The sequence below is a fragment of the Cellvibrio sp. genome, from assembly GCF_053579595.1.
On sequence record NZ_JBRFPI010000005.1, the window covers coordinates 1 to 13,757 of the forward strand.

The 13,757-nt window shown below is 47.1% G+C and carries 15 protein-coding genes and 1 pseudogene; 3 read left to right on the top strand and 13 right to left on the bottom strand.

What is annotated here, in order from left to right; translation table 11 throughout:
- A partial coding sequence (locus ACWA6V_RS00670) for a 50S ribosome-binding protein YggL (protein ID WP_449520701.1) occupies window positions 1-220 on the bottom strand: 220 nt, incomplete at its 3' end.
- Between the two features lie 70 nt (window positions 221-290).
- Window positions 291-1,004 carry a YceH family protein gene (locus tag ACWA6V_RS00675; protein WP_449520702.1) on the bottom strand — a complete coding sequence of 238 codons (714 nt, stop codon included), beginning with the start codon at window positions 1,002-1,004 and terminating at the stop codon, window positions 291-293.
- A 188-nt stretch (window positions 1,005-1,192) separates the two neighbouring features.
- Here ACWA6V_RS00675 and ACWA6V_RS00680 point away from each other — a divergent pair, with 188 nt between their 5' ends.
- Entirely contained in the window at window positions 1,193-2,359 is a 1,167-nt protein-coding gene (locus tag ACWA6V_RS00680; RefSeq protein ID WP_449520703.1) for a hypothetical protein, read from the top strand.
- Between the two features lie 19 nt (window positions 2,360-2,378).
- Here ACWA6V_RS00680 and ACWA6V_RS00685 read toward each other — a convergent pair whose 3' ends face one another.
- Both ACWA6V_RS00685 and ACWA6V_RS00690 read right to left on the bottom strand, forming a co-directional pair.
- Window positions 2,379-2,909, bottom strand: a complete 531-nt coding sequence (locus ACWA6V_RS00685) for a shikimate kinase (RefSeq protein WP_449520704.1) — start codon at window positions 2,907-2,909, stop codon at window positions 2,379-2,381.
- A gap of 147 nt (window positions 2,910-3,056) precedes the next feature.
- Complete coding sequence (locus ACWA6V_RS00690; protein WP_449520705.1) at window positions 3,057-4,904, bottom strand: choice-of-anchor X domain-containing protein; 1,848 nt, start codon at window positions 4,902-4,904, stop codon at window positions 3,057-3,059.
- A gap of 314 nt (window positions 4,905-5,218) precedes the next feature.
- Here ACWA6V_RS00690 and ACWA6V_RS00695 point away from each other — a divergent pair, with 314 nt between their 5' ends.
- Window positions 5,219-5,341: a hypothetical protein gene (locus tag ACWA6V_RS00695; protein WP_449520735.1), complete on the top strand. Its 123-nt coding sequence runs from the start codon at window positions 5,219-5,221 to the stop codon at window positions 5,339-5,341.
- Here the strand turns inward: ACWA6V_RS00695 and ACWA6V_RS00700 are convergent.
- From ACWA6V_RS00700 to ACWA6V_RS00725, 6 genes and pseudogenes are all read right to left on the bottom strand, one after another.
- A pseudogene (locus ACWA6V_RS00700) lies at window positions 5,342-5,509 on the bottom strand (cysteine-rich CWC family protein); the annotation flags it as partial.
- Complete coding sequence (locus tag ACWA6V_RS00705; RefSeq protein ID WP_449520706.1) at window positions 5,463-5,750, bottom strand: hypothetical protein; 288 nt, start codon at window positions 5,748-5,750, stop codon at window positions 5,463-5,465. The pseudogene ACWA6V_RS00700 and the gene ACWA6V_RS00705, both read right to left, overlap by 47 nt.
- 54 nt (window positions 5,751-5,804) lie before the next feature.
- Window positions 5,805-7,112 (bottom strand): HD-GYP domain-containing protein, encoded by a 1,308-nt coding sequence (locus tag ACWA6V_RS00710; RefSeq protein WP_449520707.1) that lies wholly within the window; start codon window positions 7,110-7,112, stop codon window positions 5,805-5,807.
- A 313-nt stretch (window positions 7,113-7,425) separates the two neighbouring features.
- The gene (locus tag ACWA6V_RS00715; protein ID WP_449520708.1) at window positions 7,426-7,962 is read right to left on the bottom strand and encodes an NADPH-dependent FMN reductase; all 537 of its coding nucleotides are present in this window, start codon (window positions 7,960-7,962) and stop codon (window positions 7,426-7,428) included.
- 148 nt (window positions 7,963-8,110) lie between these two features.
- On the bottom strand, window positions 8,111-8,857 hold the full coding sequence (locus tag ACWA6V_RS00720; protein WP_449520709.1) for a Crp/Fnr family transcriptional regulator: 747 nt from the start codon (window positions 8,855-8,857) through the stop codon (window positions 8,111-8,113).
- Between the two features lie 377 nt (window positions 8,858-9,234).
- The gene (locus tag ACWA6V_RS00725; protein ID WP_449520710.1) at window positions 9,235-10,392 is read right to left on the bottom strand and encodes a glycosyltransferase; all 1,158 of its coding nucleotides are present in this window, start codon (window positions 10,390-10,392) and stop codon (window positions 9,235-9,237) included.
- Between the two features lie 244 nt (window positions 10,393-10,636).
- On the opposite strand from ACWA6V_RS00725, the gene ACWA6V_RS00730 reads away from it, so the two are divergent.
- A complete protein-coding gene (locus ACWA6V_RS00730; RefSeq protein WP_449520711.1) occupies window positions 10,637-12,079 on the top strand; it encodes a diguanylate cyclase in 1,443 nt (480 codons plus the stop codon).
- Between the two features lie 58 nt (window positions 12,080-12,137).
- Here the strand turns inward: ACWA6V_RS00730 and ACWA6V_RS00735 are convergent, their stop codons facing one another.
- The 3 genes from ACWA6V_RS00735 to ACWA6V_RS00745 all read right to left on the bottom strand — a co-directional run bounded on the left by ACWA6V_RS00735 (window position 12,138) and on the right by ACWA6V_RS00745 (window position 13,757).
- Entirely contained in the window at window positions 12,138-12,380 is a 243-nt protein-coding gene (locus ACWA6V_RS00735; protein ID WP_449520712.1) for a hypothetical protein, read from the bottom strand.
- A 28-nt stretch (window positions 12,381-12,408) separates the two neighbouring features.
- Window positions 12,409-12,756 carry a transmembrane 220 family protein gene (locus tag ACWA6V_RS00740; protein ID WP_449520713.1) on the bottom strand — a complete coding sequence of 116 codons (348 nt, stop codon included), beginning with the start codon at window positions 12,754-12,756 and terminating at the stop codon, window positions 12,409-12,411.
- 71 nt (window positions 12,757-12,827) lie between these two features.
- Window positions 12,828-13,757 (bottom strand): DUF6929 family protein, encoded by a 930-nt coding sequence (locus ACWA6V_RS00745; protein ID WP_449520714.1) that lies wholly within the window; start codon window positions 13,755-13,757, stop codon window positions 12,828-12,830.

The window sequence follows — 13,757 nt, forward strand, 5'->3', positions numbered from 1 at the left end:
TGCTGGATAGACCGCCGCCAAATACCAGATTCTCTGCATTGATTGCATCGATAAAAAAGCTATCGACAAACTGGCTGATGGTTTCGTCGGTCAAATCATTTTTGAATTCGCATTCCAATTCAAAACCAAAAGTGGCGAACTCGTCTTGAAATAATTTTTTACGCAAACGTTTGCTGCGTTGTGGGGCTTTTTTTGCGTTTGCGGTTGTTGCTGCGGTCATGGGTTTTACCTTTCTTTTAAATCACACTTGAATAAATTGATAACGTCTATGGCTGTTGTTTGGCGTGAACTCAGGTCAAATCGGCGTTGCTGACACCGTTTAAATCCATCAGGGTGGCGACTTGTTTTTCCAGTAGTTCGACACGGCTTTCGAGCTGTTGAATTTTTTGTTCCAGTTGCGCTGTATGCTCATCGTTACCACTGCTGCCTCTACTTGGGCTGGCAGTGGAATTTTGCATTGCAGCGATCGCCGCTAAATCCGGTTTGCCGCACAGCAAATGCATATAGCGGTCTTCGCGCTGGCCAATTTGGCGGGGGATGTGTACCACCACCGGTTTGGTTTTAGCGCAGAGTTGTTGCAGTTTTTCTTCCAGCGCTTGCGCGCTGGCAAACTCGGCCATGCGCTGGGTGCGGGTTAAAATTTCCGCTACGGTTTGTGGGCCGCGCAACAGCATTACCGTCAGGATGGCCTGGGTGGGCTTATCGACGCTGAGCACGCGGGTCAGGCGCTGGTCGTAGCGCGCTGCGCGGTTGCCGTAATCGACTGCCACAAAATTGCGGTCTTGCAATTCACTCACTGCACGCTGCACAACGCCACTTTCATAATTACTGATTGGCTCCCGGCTGGTTTTCTGGTTGCAGGCCAGCAGTAGGCTGTTCAACGTCAGCGGATATTGGTCGGGCGTGGTGAGTTGTTTTTCCATTAGCGAACCCAGTACGCGGGCTTCAATGGCATTGAGCAGGGCTGGTTCCTCTTGGGGAATAGGGCTTTCTATTGGTTCCATTGCGCTGTCTCGGTGGTCATCGGAGGGGCTGACACTCTACGCCCATGGGCGGCAAATTTCACTCTTTACGTTTTCGGGCGACACTTATTCACAATTTGTCTGACGGATATAGTAATTAATGCCTATATTTTAAGCGTTAGTGTTGAAATCGTTAAGTGATACCGAGTGATTTTGTCGAGGACGACCTTATGGACGCACTGTGGTTATTGGGCAATCCGGGTAGATGTTTCCGGGTTCCGGATCAGCAAATTATTATCGATAGGCAAGGTCAGTTATCCAGCAATGCGGTCACCTTTGAGCAGACGTTGGCCACTGCGGATGAGTTCGCTAACCTCTGCTCCCAAGTGGACATTGTGATACTCGTGGCGGGCGCCGCTCCTCTGGACCCGCTCTGGCTTTCAACCATCCCCCCGCAACTTCCCAAGCTTGGTTTTTTAGCCGATAACAGCCACCCCGAAGCGCGTGTACAACTCACTATGGCGGGTGTAGATGGTTATGTTTCCTGTGCTATGAACCAAGCGGATTTTGCAGTGGTGTTGCACAAAATCCATGAAGATAAATTAGCGATTAATAGTTTGCAGGAAGAATTAAAAAATTTTTCCGCGATTGCATTTACAGCCATGTCTTCCGCGTCTGAAATGGGAACCGTCGCGGTGTTTGCTGAAAAAGTGCAGGTGGTGATGGATTTGCATCGCCTCGCGCAACTCCTGCTTACCTGCTTGAAAGATTTGCGCTTGGAGGGCGTGATCCAATTTATATTTGATGAGGACATCACCTTATTTCCTGCTGATGTTTCTATTTCCTACCAGCGCTTATTGCACAGCGCGCGCGAGTCAGATGCGCGCATCGTATCCCAGGGGCGCTTTTTATTGTTCAGTTTCGATCATATTCAATTGTTAATCACTGATGCACCTTATCTGGATGCAGAGCGCTATGGGCGCCTGCGTGATGTGTTAGCGCATTTGGTGTCGATTGCAGAAGCGCGCGCAAAAACCCTCAAGGTCAATACGCTCTTGAAAATCCAGCAGGACAATACCCGGATGGTGATGATGTTGTTGGAAATGGCATCGCGCGATAACCGCAATTCGGTCAAAGATATTATGACGGGTTTATCCGATTCCCTACGTGTTATGGCTACCGGTTTAGATTTAAATATGGGGCAAGAAGCGGAATTATTAGGGCTTTCAGAGCGGGCGCTTAATTCGCTGGAAGGTTTGCAAGAGGCGACATCTGCAGTGGAAGAGCATTTCCGCAGTTTGCTGCAACAGCTGGATACAGTATCGAGTCTGTTGCAATCAAAGGAAGATGTGCAACCAAACACGGTTGAAAATGATAGCCGGGTAGAGCTTTTTTAATGGGTGAGACTTAAAAAAATCAGGCTTCGTATTGGATAAACGCATCTGCCTCTTCATAGATGATCTCATCTACTAACTGCTCCTGATTTTTTCCATTGCAATCGATCACTATATCCGCGTATTGCAAATACAAAGGGCGACGCTCCGCGTAAATCTCGGCAAAGGTTTGGTTGTTCGGGCGCGCTATGCCGCGGCTATCTATGTTGTGGATACGTTGTTTCAATAATTCGATGCTGACATCCAAAAAAATAATTGGGCCGAATTGTTTTAAATGTTGCATACCTGCGGCGCTGTAAACGGCGCTGCCGCCAGTGGCAATGATATGGCTTGGGTACTGCGCATTTAGCAGTACGCGTTCCTCTGCTTCACGCAAAGCCTGGTAACCTTTTTCATGCAGAATATCCTGCAGGGTTTTGCGATGCTCCAGTTGGATCAGTAAATCCGTGTCGACAAAATCTTTGGCTAAATTTTTGGCCAGCAATAATCCCAACGTACTTTTACCCGCGCCGGGCATGCCAATTAAAATTAGGCTTTGGTGATAGGGATTCATAGCGTGCTCCTGCGAATAAGCGGTGATGCGAGGGGAAAAGGGGTCTCTCAACTATAGCTGATTCTAGGCTATTACAGCGCTGAAGTGTGGTTGGCAGTAAAACTACAGGCGCTTCTCGCGCCTGTAGTACGGACGCTATGGAGTGGATTAATGCACAGCCCTCAGTCTTGCAGGTGAGCTCAATTCGTTTAACAGTAGGTTGCCTATGGGGGCAATTCTACCGCAACTCATATTGGCAGCGACTGTTAAATCCGCCGCGCGCCGTGCCAGATCGTTGAAATTGCGCATCACCGCCGGGTTGCGCGGATCGGGAATAGAAATGCCGGTCAGGAATCCGGATAGCTGCGCAGGCATGCCGGGAACCGAGTTGTAATCCAGATGCGCGAAGGGCGTTCCGGTTTCCATCAAATGGCATCCACTGCAGGTGTTGAGTGCCAACTCAAACAAGGCGTCATCCCTCACTGTGGCGGGTGGGGGCGTTACGGGAGCAGGTGACAATGGCACCGTTAGCGAGGCTGCAGGTGCATTCCACATCGACATGACTGGCGCGCTGCCAGCGGCAAAAGGACTACTGCTCGGGAAGTTCAAGGGGATTGTGTGCTGCCCTGAAGGCGGGCCGACGAGTAGTGGCCAATTCGCGTTGATATAGGTGGCCAGAGTCACAGAGTTGTTGAAGCTCATATGCGGCTCTTGTTTTACATCTGTCTCTACCAAATTGCCGCCACTAGCGGGCAATACAAATTCACGCAGCTCCCAGAAAGGCGAGCCGGGTAACAGCTCATTGGTGCGCACCTGGCCTATGGCACTTTGGTTGGGGGCGGAAGGATTCGCACCAGCCGCGGTGAACACATTAGTCAGGCTTGCCAAATCATTGTTGTAATTGGCTGAGCTGGCGAGGTCGATCCACTTTTGCGCCCAGGTACGGATATTGGTGCAACCCGCAATCGGTACTTTGTATTCGAGGATCAGGGTTTTACTCAGGTTGTTGCAATTGCCGTCGTGCAGTGCAAACACAAAACGACCTTCACCGGCATCACCGCCCGCATAAGGGCCGGTGCCGCCACGCAAGTCAGCACGTAATACGATGCCGAGTAACCGGAAGGGGCTTTCTTGTGGCAATAAAGTTGCGCCCGGGCCGCCGCTGCGAATCTCCCAATCCTTAATCACTTCCTGATAAACACCAGGCCGTGCAGAAACGTTAAAACCATTTATTGTTTGGTTTATCGTCCAATGTTTAAAAAGTGCTTTGATGTAATCGGAAGTAGAAGAAGTCCCATTCGCCATATTTTCCATCAAGCGCCAAAAGGTCCATTCACCGGTTGCATTACCTACGGGTGAAGTACTGCTGGTGGGGCAAGCCCAGGTGCGGCCGGGATCATTGACCACGCTCACATCGGTAATCATCAGCGATTGCGGAATGCTGACTGAGGCAGCGGGTACAGGGTCAAAATCGACCGGTAGACCAATCGGCAAATTAAATAATGGCAACGCAATCGGCTGGTTGACCTTAATTAATGTCGGATCAAATGGCAGTGTGAAAATTTGTTCCTTGCCATTACTCAAACCAAAAATTTCCATTTTATCGCCACTGATCGCAATGCGCTGCCGGGTTATTTGTTGCCGGTCACCGGGAGCAAAGAGATTATTTTTTTCCCCGTCGGTGACCTTCGCCAATTGCATATTCGCTTTGGTAAACGCTTCAAAATCAAAATCCACTTTAGCACTGAATAGGCCGTCACCTGCGCGCAAATCGCCGCCGGTTCCATCATCTAAAAGTGTCACAGCTTCTTTATCGAGAAATATCCCCACCTTTTTTTCACGTGTTGAAAGCGTAGAAAAACGCGCGCTAATTGTCGCGGTTTTATCATCCAGTTTCGTGATATTCAGTGCACTTGGTTTGTTGTTGGAATTTTGCGCTGATACGACTGGCGCTATGGCTATGCTACCTATTAACAGCAGCATACTGGTAGAAAACAAGCAATTCCTGGCTCGCATAAAAACCCCCTTGTAAAAATAACGATGACATAATCCATACAGGTAAATGCACTATCGAATTCGATATTTCCCGGTGCAGGTTATTGATAAGGGATGAAGGTAGGAGCTGTCAAAGGTCGCTGTGCAATATGTCGCATCAACTTACCAAATAAAATAAATCGTTTTTTTATGTAGATAATTGACACAGTATTTTTTGTTACGAAAGTTCCACATTTATTTGCTTATTCTGTTTGGCTGTTAAGGTGAGCATAATTTAATTTTTCTGTTTTACCTTTGATCGATGCTCTTCTATGCCATAAAAATGGATTGGCGCATTGATTCGCAGGTTTGTTCCTTCAGTGTTTTTATTGCTGTGGGTGTTGGTTGTTAAAGCGATCAACACATTGCTGGCAGATGCAACTTTTATTGCGCTGATCGGGCGCAAGTTGCGCCAGTAATTCGGGCGGGAAGGTTTGTGCTTTGCACCAGCAGCTGCTGACGAAACTGCCAGTTGCTGCCGTTGCGCAGTGGTTGGGTTGGCTACACAGCGGGCACTGATGATTCGCCGGGGGTGTTACATCAGGCATTACACAGGTCTTCAAAGGCATCCACGACAGCTTCTTCATCCGCCTCGGACAATTCGGCCAAATCCATAATGCAGGGTTCGTTGATGCCGAGTATTTCTTCAATTTCCTCAAAGGGCAAGTAGGCATCCAACGCGTGTTTGACATAGGTTTTCACCGCAGCGTGGATGGCTGTTTCATTATCGCGTGCAGCTTGCAACTCAGTGACAGTCTGGTCAGTCAACCACTGGATAAAGGCGGCGCGGTCGGCGTCGGAACTGTTGGTACGGGCATCATAATTCAAGGGGTATACCTCAATGTCTGGAGAAAAATGCCAGTATAAAGGTTTTTAACCTTGCTAGACGAGCGCCGTTTCGTGCAAGTCAATTTTATCGAGTGTGCTATTAAAGTGATCGAGTTGTTCATGATCACTTGCAAGGCTCTCGATTACCCGCTCCATCAAATTTTTCAAGTGAACAAGTTGATCGTAAATCTGATCTTGCATCACACTGATTTCGACCAGTGACCAGTTTTCGGAATTGCTGCGACTGGCCCCGACGTTGGTTAGCCAATCTTCTTGCTCGGGTTGCAGTATTCCGCTGCGAACGACTGAAATGGCGAGTCTGCCCATTACTGCAGTGACCGACCGGATAACCGGACTTTTGGAATTGATAAAGAGTTGTTGGGCCAGACTTTTTGCGGATTCAAACTGGATACGCAATTTTTTTTGCCGCGCGAGTAATAATTCAATAGAGGGAAGTTGCAGGAGTGTTTCAGTGGGTGGTGGTGCTTCTTTAAATAATATAGTGGCGGCGTTGTAAACTGATTCAAAATAAATATTATCGCTAAGTTTTAGCGCGGCGAGTAACATGCTATGCGCATGCACGCCGTAATCCTGGTAACGGCTGTGATTAAAAATAATATGGTCAGTAGCAGCAATAATTTGGCTTACCATCGAGATTTTATCGCCAAAAATATGGCGTGGATATCCGGTGCCATCAATGCGCTCGTGATGGTCGATAATGGCAATGCCAATTTCTTTGGGTAGCCCGGGAACCATGCCTAAAAATCGTTGTGCGATCAGCGGGTGTGCTTGCAAGGCTTTCCATTCATCCGCACTAAAACTATGGCTTTTTTCAAGTAAATGGGGTTCGAGATATAAAAAGCCGACGTCATGAAATAAACCAGCGATAAAGGTTGCCTGGATGTCGGGCAAACTGAGATTGAGCTTGCGTGCTATGGCAACACCCGCCAAAGCACTGAAAATTCCTTGAAAATAAATATGGCGTGCGCGCAATGCCAACACAGTTAAATTTTGGCGCAGCAATGGAAATTTTTCGTAAAACAGGCAAGCCAGTCGCAGGGTTTTTTGGTAACCCTCATTGTCAGTGACGGCGTAAAGGCCAGGCAGGTTTTTGGCAAACTTGTTCAAGTAGTCAAAGAGTGTTCGTGCATCCATGCTCGTGGTAATGCCAACACATTGTTCAAGCGGTTTCATCAGTTTATGTTGCAGTAAAATCTGCGAACGCTTTTCATCCAGGTGTGATCCCTCAGACAAGAGCAATACGCCTTGCTGGTTGTAAATTGCCTGGTTGGTGATGACGTCTTGTTTCTTATTGACCTCAACAAGGTTTGCACAATAGTTTTTCTGTTCGTTATCGATCATTGCCGTTTCCTAATGCCACTTTTTCGTCGCCTATTGTAAGTTTCGGGGCATACCTCATTCCCCAGCGTGCTGTAGCGTTCTATGTACGATATTTTTAAGGTTTTAAAGACAGGTTGGAAAGACTATAGATCAGGTAGAGGAAGGCGCCATAGATTGGCTTAAGAAAATGTGAAAAAGCACTAAAAAATAATGGTGATATTAAAAAACAGAGTGATGTTGAAGTGTGTACAGGTGTAAGGTCGTGTAATGGTGGCGAGTAGCTTTTTTTGTTAGCGGCAGTCGCCATCTGCTCGATGGCGACTGTTCATGGCAGCTATTTCAATTTCGCGGCCCAGCTTATCAGGGCAGCCAATTGCGTTTTGATCGTACCCTGGATTTTCTCATCTACCAAATTGCCTTCACTGTCAAATGCGGGGGTAAAGGCATTTGCAAATACTTCTGGTCTGTTGAGTGGATGCAAATTCAAATATACACAGACCTGCCGCAAGTGATACTGCGCCCGCGAAGTTCCCATACCTCCACCAGCACCCATCAGGGCAACGGCTTTACCATTTAGCAATGCATTTTCCGGCTCGCGCGACGCCCAATCCAGTGCATTCTTGAGTGCGGGGGCAATAGAGTAGTTATATTCAGGGCAGCCAAAAATCAGCGCATCAGCAGCGCCAATTTGCTGTAACAGAGTAATGACTGCTGCCGGTTTTTCGCTGAGGTCGGCATTGTAAAAAGGGATTGCCGATAAATCAGCAATAGTAATAGTGCTACCCTCAGGGGCATTAGCTTGCGCATAACGCAGCAGCCCCATGTTGGTGGATTTTTTCCGCAAGCTACCGCAAATTGCCAGTACATTCATAACCTGTTACTCCATGCCTGTTGGTGTCGATAAACGAAGCAGTAGCATCTGCTATTTAGGCTAAATATTCAATTTCATTTGAATCGAGTTAAGGCCGCCAGAAGCACTTCAATTCAGCAACGGGAAATGAACACTGTGGATTGATAACCTAGGCGGACTGCCGATAAATATTGTGCTGGTGGAGGTGGTGTTGCGGTAATAAACGATCCGTCTCCCGTTTCACAACGGTATAGCATTCACAGGTTAAATTTTCCAATTCGGCTCTGTCCAGCACAGTAATGTGGCCACGCGTGTATTCAATTATGCCTAATTTTTGCAATTTTCCTGCGGCATCCGTAACACCTTCACGGCGTACTCCCAGCATATTTGCGATGAGCTCTTGAGTGAGTAATAAATGATTGTCTGAGAGACGATCAAGCATCAACAATAGAAAACGACAAAGTTGTTGATTAATTGAATGGTGTCGATTGCACACGGCTGTCTGCGCCATTTGTGTAAATAATGATTGAATGTAACGCAACATAAGCTTTTGTAAATCACCATGCTGGTTCAGTTCTTCTTTAAATTTTCTACTGGAGAGACGATAAGCATTACCAGCGCTTTGTACCACAGCACGGCTGGGTGTGCTGTCACCACCCATAAACAACGCAATGCCAACAAAACCTTCATTGCCCACCAGAGATATTTCAGTCGAGTTACCTTCTCTCGTGTCATATAGCAATGAAACAATTGAATCTATCGGGAAGTAAACGTTTTTCATGACGTCTCCGGATTCTGCAATAACTTCCCCCATTTCCAAATGTACAACCTCAAGGTGAGGAAATAGCCGACGTTGGGTTTCCAGACAAAGTGCGTCAATAAGAAGATTTTTTGGTGAGTTGATATAGGTTGACATACGTTTCCCCTTTTTATCAAAAAGACAATAATCTTGCTGTTTAATGCAGATCAAAGCATGAATTTTTTGAGTAAAAGGGATGTTGCAACATGCATGCCACGAGGTCTGGTTTGGGACGTAAAGCGAGGATTAATGTGTTTTGGTAGATGTTTTTTTATTAAAATTATGATTTATTTTTATCGTATTTATTATTTTTTTGTCTTTGTACACTTGTCCTATTTGAAATCCTTTCATGTGTTCTGTAGTTTTTTCAATTTCGATGGATTTATTAATGCCACAATGAAATCCATGACAATGTTGTTGATCGGGCTCATGCTAAAAATACTTAACAGTATTCAAGAGCGCTGCATGCTTATATCTATTTATTGCAGCCAGCGTTAAGCAAATCCGCCACCCGACTTTAAGAATGGCAAGAGCCGCAAGCTGATACGATTTGGATTATGGTTAATCAAACGGTGGATGCTCGCAGTGGGAGCCAAATAGTTATCGTAGTAGTCAGTAGCTGCTTGCGCCATTGTCGCAATTGCGGATTCATTCATTGCCATAGCATTGTTAATCGCTATTTGTAGTTCTGTTTCATTGCTAAATGTCAGGCAATTTTTTCCATCCTCCAACGCAGGAAAAAACATTTCCGGATATTGGGTGATGGGAATGCTACCTACCGCCATAGCTTCAATAATATTATGCGACATAGGATAACGTACACCGGGGCATGCCAAAAAAAATCGGGAGCGGGCGAGGGTGCCTAGCCAGTCCTCCGGTTGTACCTTGCACAGGCGGGTATTCATAACGATTAAACCGGCATGTTGTTTTTCTTCGGCACGTTGCCGCGCCGTATTATTCTGCAATTCGATGATGCTCCCTGGAGCGAGGGAGCGCGCGAGATTTTCCAGCAATTGTGCACGGCTGAGTTTTGCATAAATGTTGCGGATAGATTTTTTATTATATTTCCCTGGCTCGGCATCGCCGCCGAAAAATATTTGCCACTGGCGCGCTTGCTGTCGGTAATTTTCCAACAGCAAATCCTGCTGTGCTGCATAAATCGGTGGAAACATCGGAAAGGGCATGGGGAAGCAGCTGTCACCCGATTGGTAATCAGGTTGGTAATTAACGGTAACTATTTTTTTCGCTTTGTGCGCGAGACCTGAATACCATTTATCGGTAACCAGCAAATAGCCTTGCGGTAAATCCCGCTCATCCAGTAGCACCGAAAAGTGTTCTTGTAAGCAGAGCTTTTTATGTTTGTCCTGGATATTGCCCAACACCAAATAATTTTCACGCAACACTGGATAAAACCCGGCGCGGATAAAATACATAAACAAGCAATAAAAACGTCGCCCTTGGGGACCGTCTATACGAGTATCGCGAAAATCAAACACGACTAGCGGCTTGTCTTGTGGAATATCCCGGCGCTGTTGTTTCAACCAGCGGCGATATTCCCAATATCGCTGTGGGTAGAGCACAGATTTGTAGCGCTGGAGTGTGCCGTCTAATTGGTGTCCGAGTGTGGTCAGCTGTTGTAAGGGTGAGTTCATGATAAGCCTGTGGTGATTATTCGGCGATGGGTACAGAAGCGTGTTTGGTTCAGAAAGCACAGGCTAATGGGTAATTGTTGCAGGATGGTGTCGTGAAGCCGCACTAAATGAGGTTATGGAAATATTTTTCGCTTGAGAATAGCTCCCAGCTTGCAAGCATTTTTTGCACTGGCATTCATGTTTCAACTGCCATGCTGCCAATCATTACTATACTGATGAGAGTTGCCGGGTGTGGAGGTGTTTTTTGTTCCGTCTTTCTGCAGCGCCTACCCGGTCAGAATTCCCCTGGCTGCAGGCGTTTTTATTTATGCTGGGCTATATAGCCTTGGGCTATGTAGGTATTCGTTACGCTGCATTTCCGGGTACTTTTTTTGCGCAAGTCTGGCTGACCTCAGGGGTTGGCTTGATTATGTTTAGTCTCTATCGCCGCCGTGCCATCCCGTTGGTGTGGTGTGCGTCGCTGGTCATCAATGGTTCTTTTGCCTTACTGGCGATGCCGACTAATGGTGTGCTGGCAACGATCGCTCTCATTATATTCAGCCCTATGTTTGATACGCTGCAAGGTTTTCTGGCCTGGCGTTTGTGGCGTTTGGACAACGAACCGCGTTTCAGCCGTATTGGGTTGCAGCGCTTTTTGCTGGCAATTATTGTCGCAGTAACGATCAGCGTGGCCGCCATTGCGATTCTGCATTTGGCAGTTGGGCTGATCAGTATCGATGAATTATTGTCGCGCTTTACGATGATGGCGCTATCCGATATGCAGGGATTATTTTTGGTGGTGCCCCTATGGCTCGCGCTGCGCAACAACGCTTCTGCAATCATTAATTACCCCCTGTTTTTTAGCGCACTGGCGATTCCTATTCCGCTGCTATTCGCAAGGTTTGAGCCATCGCTGGCGGCATTATTATTTCCGCTGGTGGCTTTTATTATTATCCGGTTGCGCTTTATCGGTGCTGCACTGGCGGTATCAGTTGCCGGTGGCAGCGCTGCATTGCTTGTGGTGCTCGGGTTGGATCCCTTACACATGGGCGCGGGTATTGAAGCCTTTAGCCGCTGGTCGTTGATTGTGCTTGCACTGGGTACACCTATGTTGTTGATGGGGGTAGTGCTGGATGACAATCTCGATTATCAGAGCCATTTGGAGGCGCGCGTAGATGAACGCACCCAAGCATTGCAGGATGCATTAGCCGCAGCCAATATCCTGGTAATTACCGATTCGCTGACCCAGGCGTTTAATCGCCGCCATATGGAAACGCTGGTGCACGATGAAGTAGAACGCGCGCAGCGCTATCACCAATCGACAGCATTAATTATTTTGGATATTGATCATTTCAAAGCAGTTAATGACAATTACGGCCATCCGATGGGCGATAAAGTCTTGCGTCAGGTGAGCGATATTTTGGGCGAAAACCTGCGGCAGTCAGATGCATTGGGGCGCTGGGGTGGTGAAGAATTTTTAATTTTACTGCCGCAAATTAATATTGCAGCGGCAACCAATGTTGCCGAGAAATTGCGCCTCGCTGTCTTCACTGCTGACTTTGGATTGAAGGAACCTTTGAGTGTCAGTCTGGGTGTGGCGGATTTACAGCGCGGCGAATCCGCAGGGGATTGGATTAAACGTGCTGATCAGGCGCTGTATAAGGCAAAGCATTTAGGGCGCAATCAGGTAGCCTTGGCAAGCTTGTGAGGTTGCTAAAAACGCATGGGTTGCCATTGGGTTTATTGACAACCCATGTAGTCAGCGTTTACTTGCGAGTTTTTTTAGCTTTGCTTTTTGAGGTCGGCTTGGTGGCTAAATCAGCGGTTAACATCAACTGGAATGCGCCGAAGAAAATGGCCATGAGACCAATGAGTGCCGAGAACAAAAACGCTCCACCATCCGCTACAAAATACATCCCAAGAATGATGGCAACACCAAAGAAAATAAATCCCAAGCCTAGTTTTTTTTGTAATTGCATATGCTGGATCACCTTATCGAGGTTGGACATAAAGAGGCCGGAATAGCCTGTGTTGAAATTATTTATTATTGTTAACCGTGTAGCGCGCAAGCAAGGCACTAAGGCATACCAGAACCACAGCAATCAGTGCGCCTAAAAATTCTCGCGCTTCCTCTATGTAAGGCTTGTCCGGATTCATGCTTTGCATTAACGGTTCTTGCTCCATGTGCAAGTAATAATTATAGGCACCGGGTGCAGACAGAACCAATTCTAAAACACATAACGCTAGCGTCAACCAGAAAAGCGGGCGGATAAATTTATTTGCCAGCGCCAGTAGTGGGGTGGCAGCGCAAAGGCAATAAAAGCTCACCCAAATCACCGGATCGGGATCATTAAACTGCAGGGCCGCAAAGGCCAGCAAGGTCAATGCAAATAATGCGGCGATACTTTTGGCGATATGGATCATGGGAATTGGTTTACCTGTTCAATATTGGGTTTTTAAAATGGGTACCCGCTGAGCTCGGCGGTGTAAACCTGTGCCGGTGCGGTTGCATCATCAGCATCGGTGACTAACAGCAAGTGGATTTTATTATTGACGACTTGTGCCTCTACACCTTCTGCCTTGATTATTTTATCGATGGCGATAGTGCTGTGCAAATCGCTTTGGCTGGTGATAACACCAACGATGGAGCCCATACATTGGCCATCCAGGTAAGCATCAGAGGTGTTTTCTGCGGCAGCAGTAAAAATAATGGTGCCGTCGGGCAGAGTGGTTGCATCGGTAAAACAAAGTGGAACACCCGCTATCTCTCCTAGGTCGTAGGGCCTAATAATCGCATCGAGTTTATGTTTGGATTTTTTATCCTTCGTAAGTGTGTATTGATAAAATTGTTTGAGTGGAAAGCGAATGGTTGCATTGAGTTTATTTTTCTTGTTGCCACGCTGGAACAAAATAATATCTTTATCGATAATGACTGCACCTTCGATATTAATTTTACCTATTTCTTCCTTTAATTCGTGATAAAGCAATGCGAGATCAATAATTTCTGCATCGTCTAATTCGCCTTGGTCATTAAATGAAAGTATAGCGCCTTTGTGGCGCGCCTCTTTGGAGCCGGAGCCCAGCGCCAGCAGTGCGCCATTCGGGTATTTTTTTGAGGCGGGAATCAGGGTCAATACCTCCAGGTCAGGCTTGGCGGCTTTGCGCTCTTCAAGCTCCAGGGGTAAATCGCCGGAAAAAAGCGGAATCAACTCACCATGGCCATCGCCATCGCGCGCAAACAATCCCAAATGGTTTTCATCATCGGCGACTACATACAGCCAGTTGCCAACCTGCACCAACCCGCTTGCCGCACTCAAGTGAGAGTGGCGGTGTTTATGCGATGGGCTGGAAAGCGTGAGTGTTTTGACAGGGGAGAGTAAAATCAT

Excerpts from the sequence above, each read along its gene's own strand:
- ACWA6V_RS00675 (WP_449520702.1), bottom strand. The coding sequence starts at position 1,004 with ATGGAACCAATAGAAAGCCCTATTCCCCAAGAGGAACCAGCCCTGCTC.
- ACWA6V_RS00680 (WP_449520703.1), top strand. The coding sequence starts at position 1,193 with ATGGACGCACTGTGGTTATTGGGCAATCCGGGTAGATGTTTCCGGGTT.
- ACWA6V_RS00685 (WP_449520704.1), bottom strand. The coding sequence starts at position 2,909 with ATGAATCCCTATCACCAAAGCCTAATTTTAATTGGCATGCCCGGCGCG.
- ACWA6V_RS00690 (WP_449520705.1), bottom strand. The coding sequence starts at position 4,904 with ATGCGAGCCAGGAATTGCTTGTTTTCTACCAGTATGCTGCTGTTAATA.
- ACWA6V_RS00710 (WP_449520707.1), bottom strand. The coding sequence starts at position 7,112 with ATGATCGATAACGAACAGAAAAACTATTGTGCAAACCTTGTTGAGGTC.
- ACWA6V_RS00715 (WP_449520708.1), bottom strand. The coding sequence starts at position 7,962 with ATGAATGTACTGGCAATTTGCGGTAGCTTGCGGAAAAAATCCACCAAC.
- ACWA6V_RS00720 (WP_449520709.1), bottom strand. The coding sequence starts at position 8,857 with ATGTCAACCTATATCAACTCACCAAAAAATCTTCTTATTGACGCACTT.
- ACWA6V_RS00725 (WP_449520710.1), bottom strand. The coding sequence starts at position 10,392 with ATGAACTCACCCTTACAACAGCTGACCACACTCGGACACCAATTAGAC.
- ACWA6V_RS00735 (WP_449520712.1), bottom strand. The coding sequence starts at position 12,380 with ATGTCCAACCTCGATAAGGTGATCCAGCATATGCAATTACAAAAAAAA.
- ACWA6V_RS00745 (WP_449520714.1), bottom strand. The coding sequence starts at position 13,757 with ATGATTTTACTCTCCCCTGTCAAAACACTCACGCTTTCCAGCCCATCG.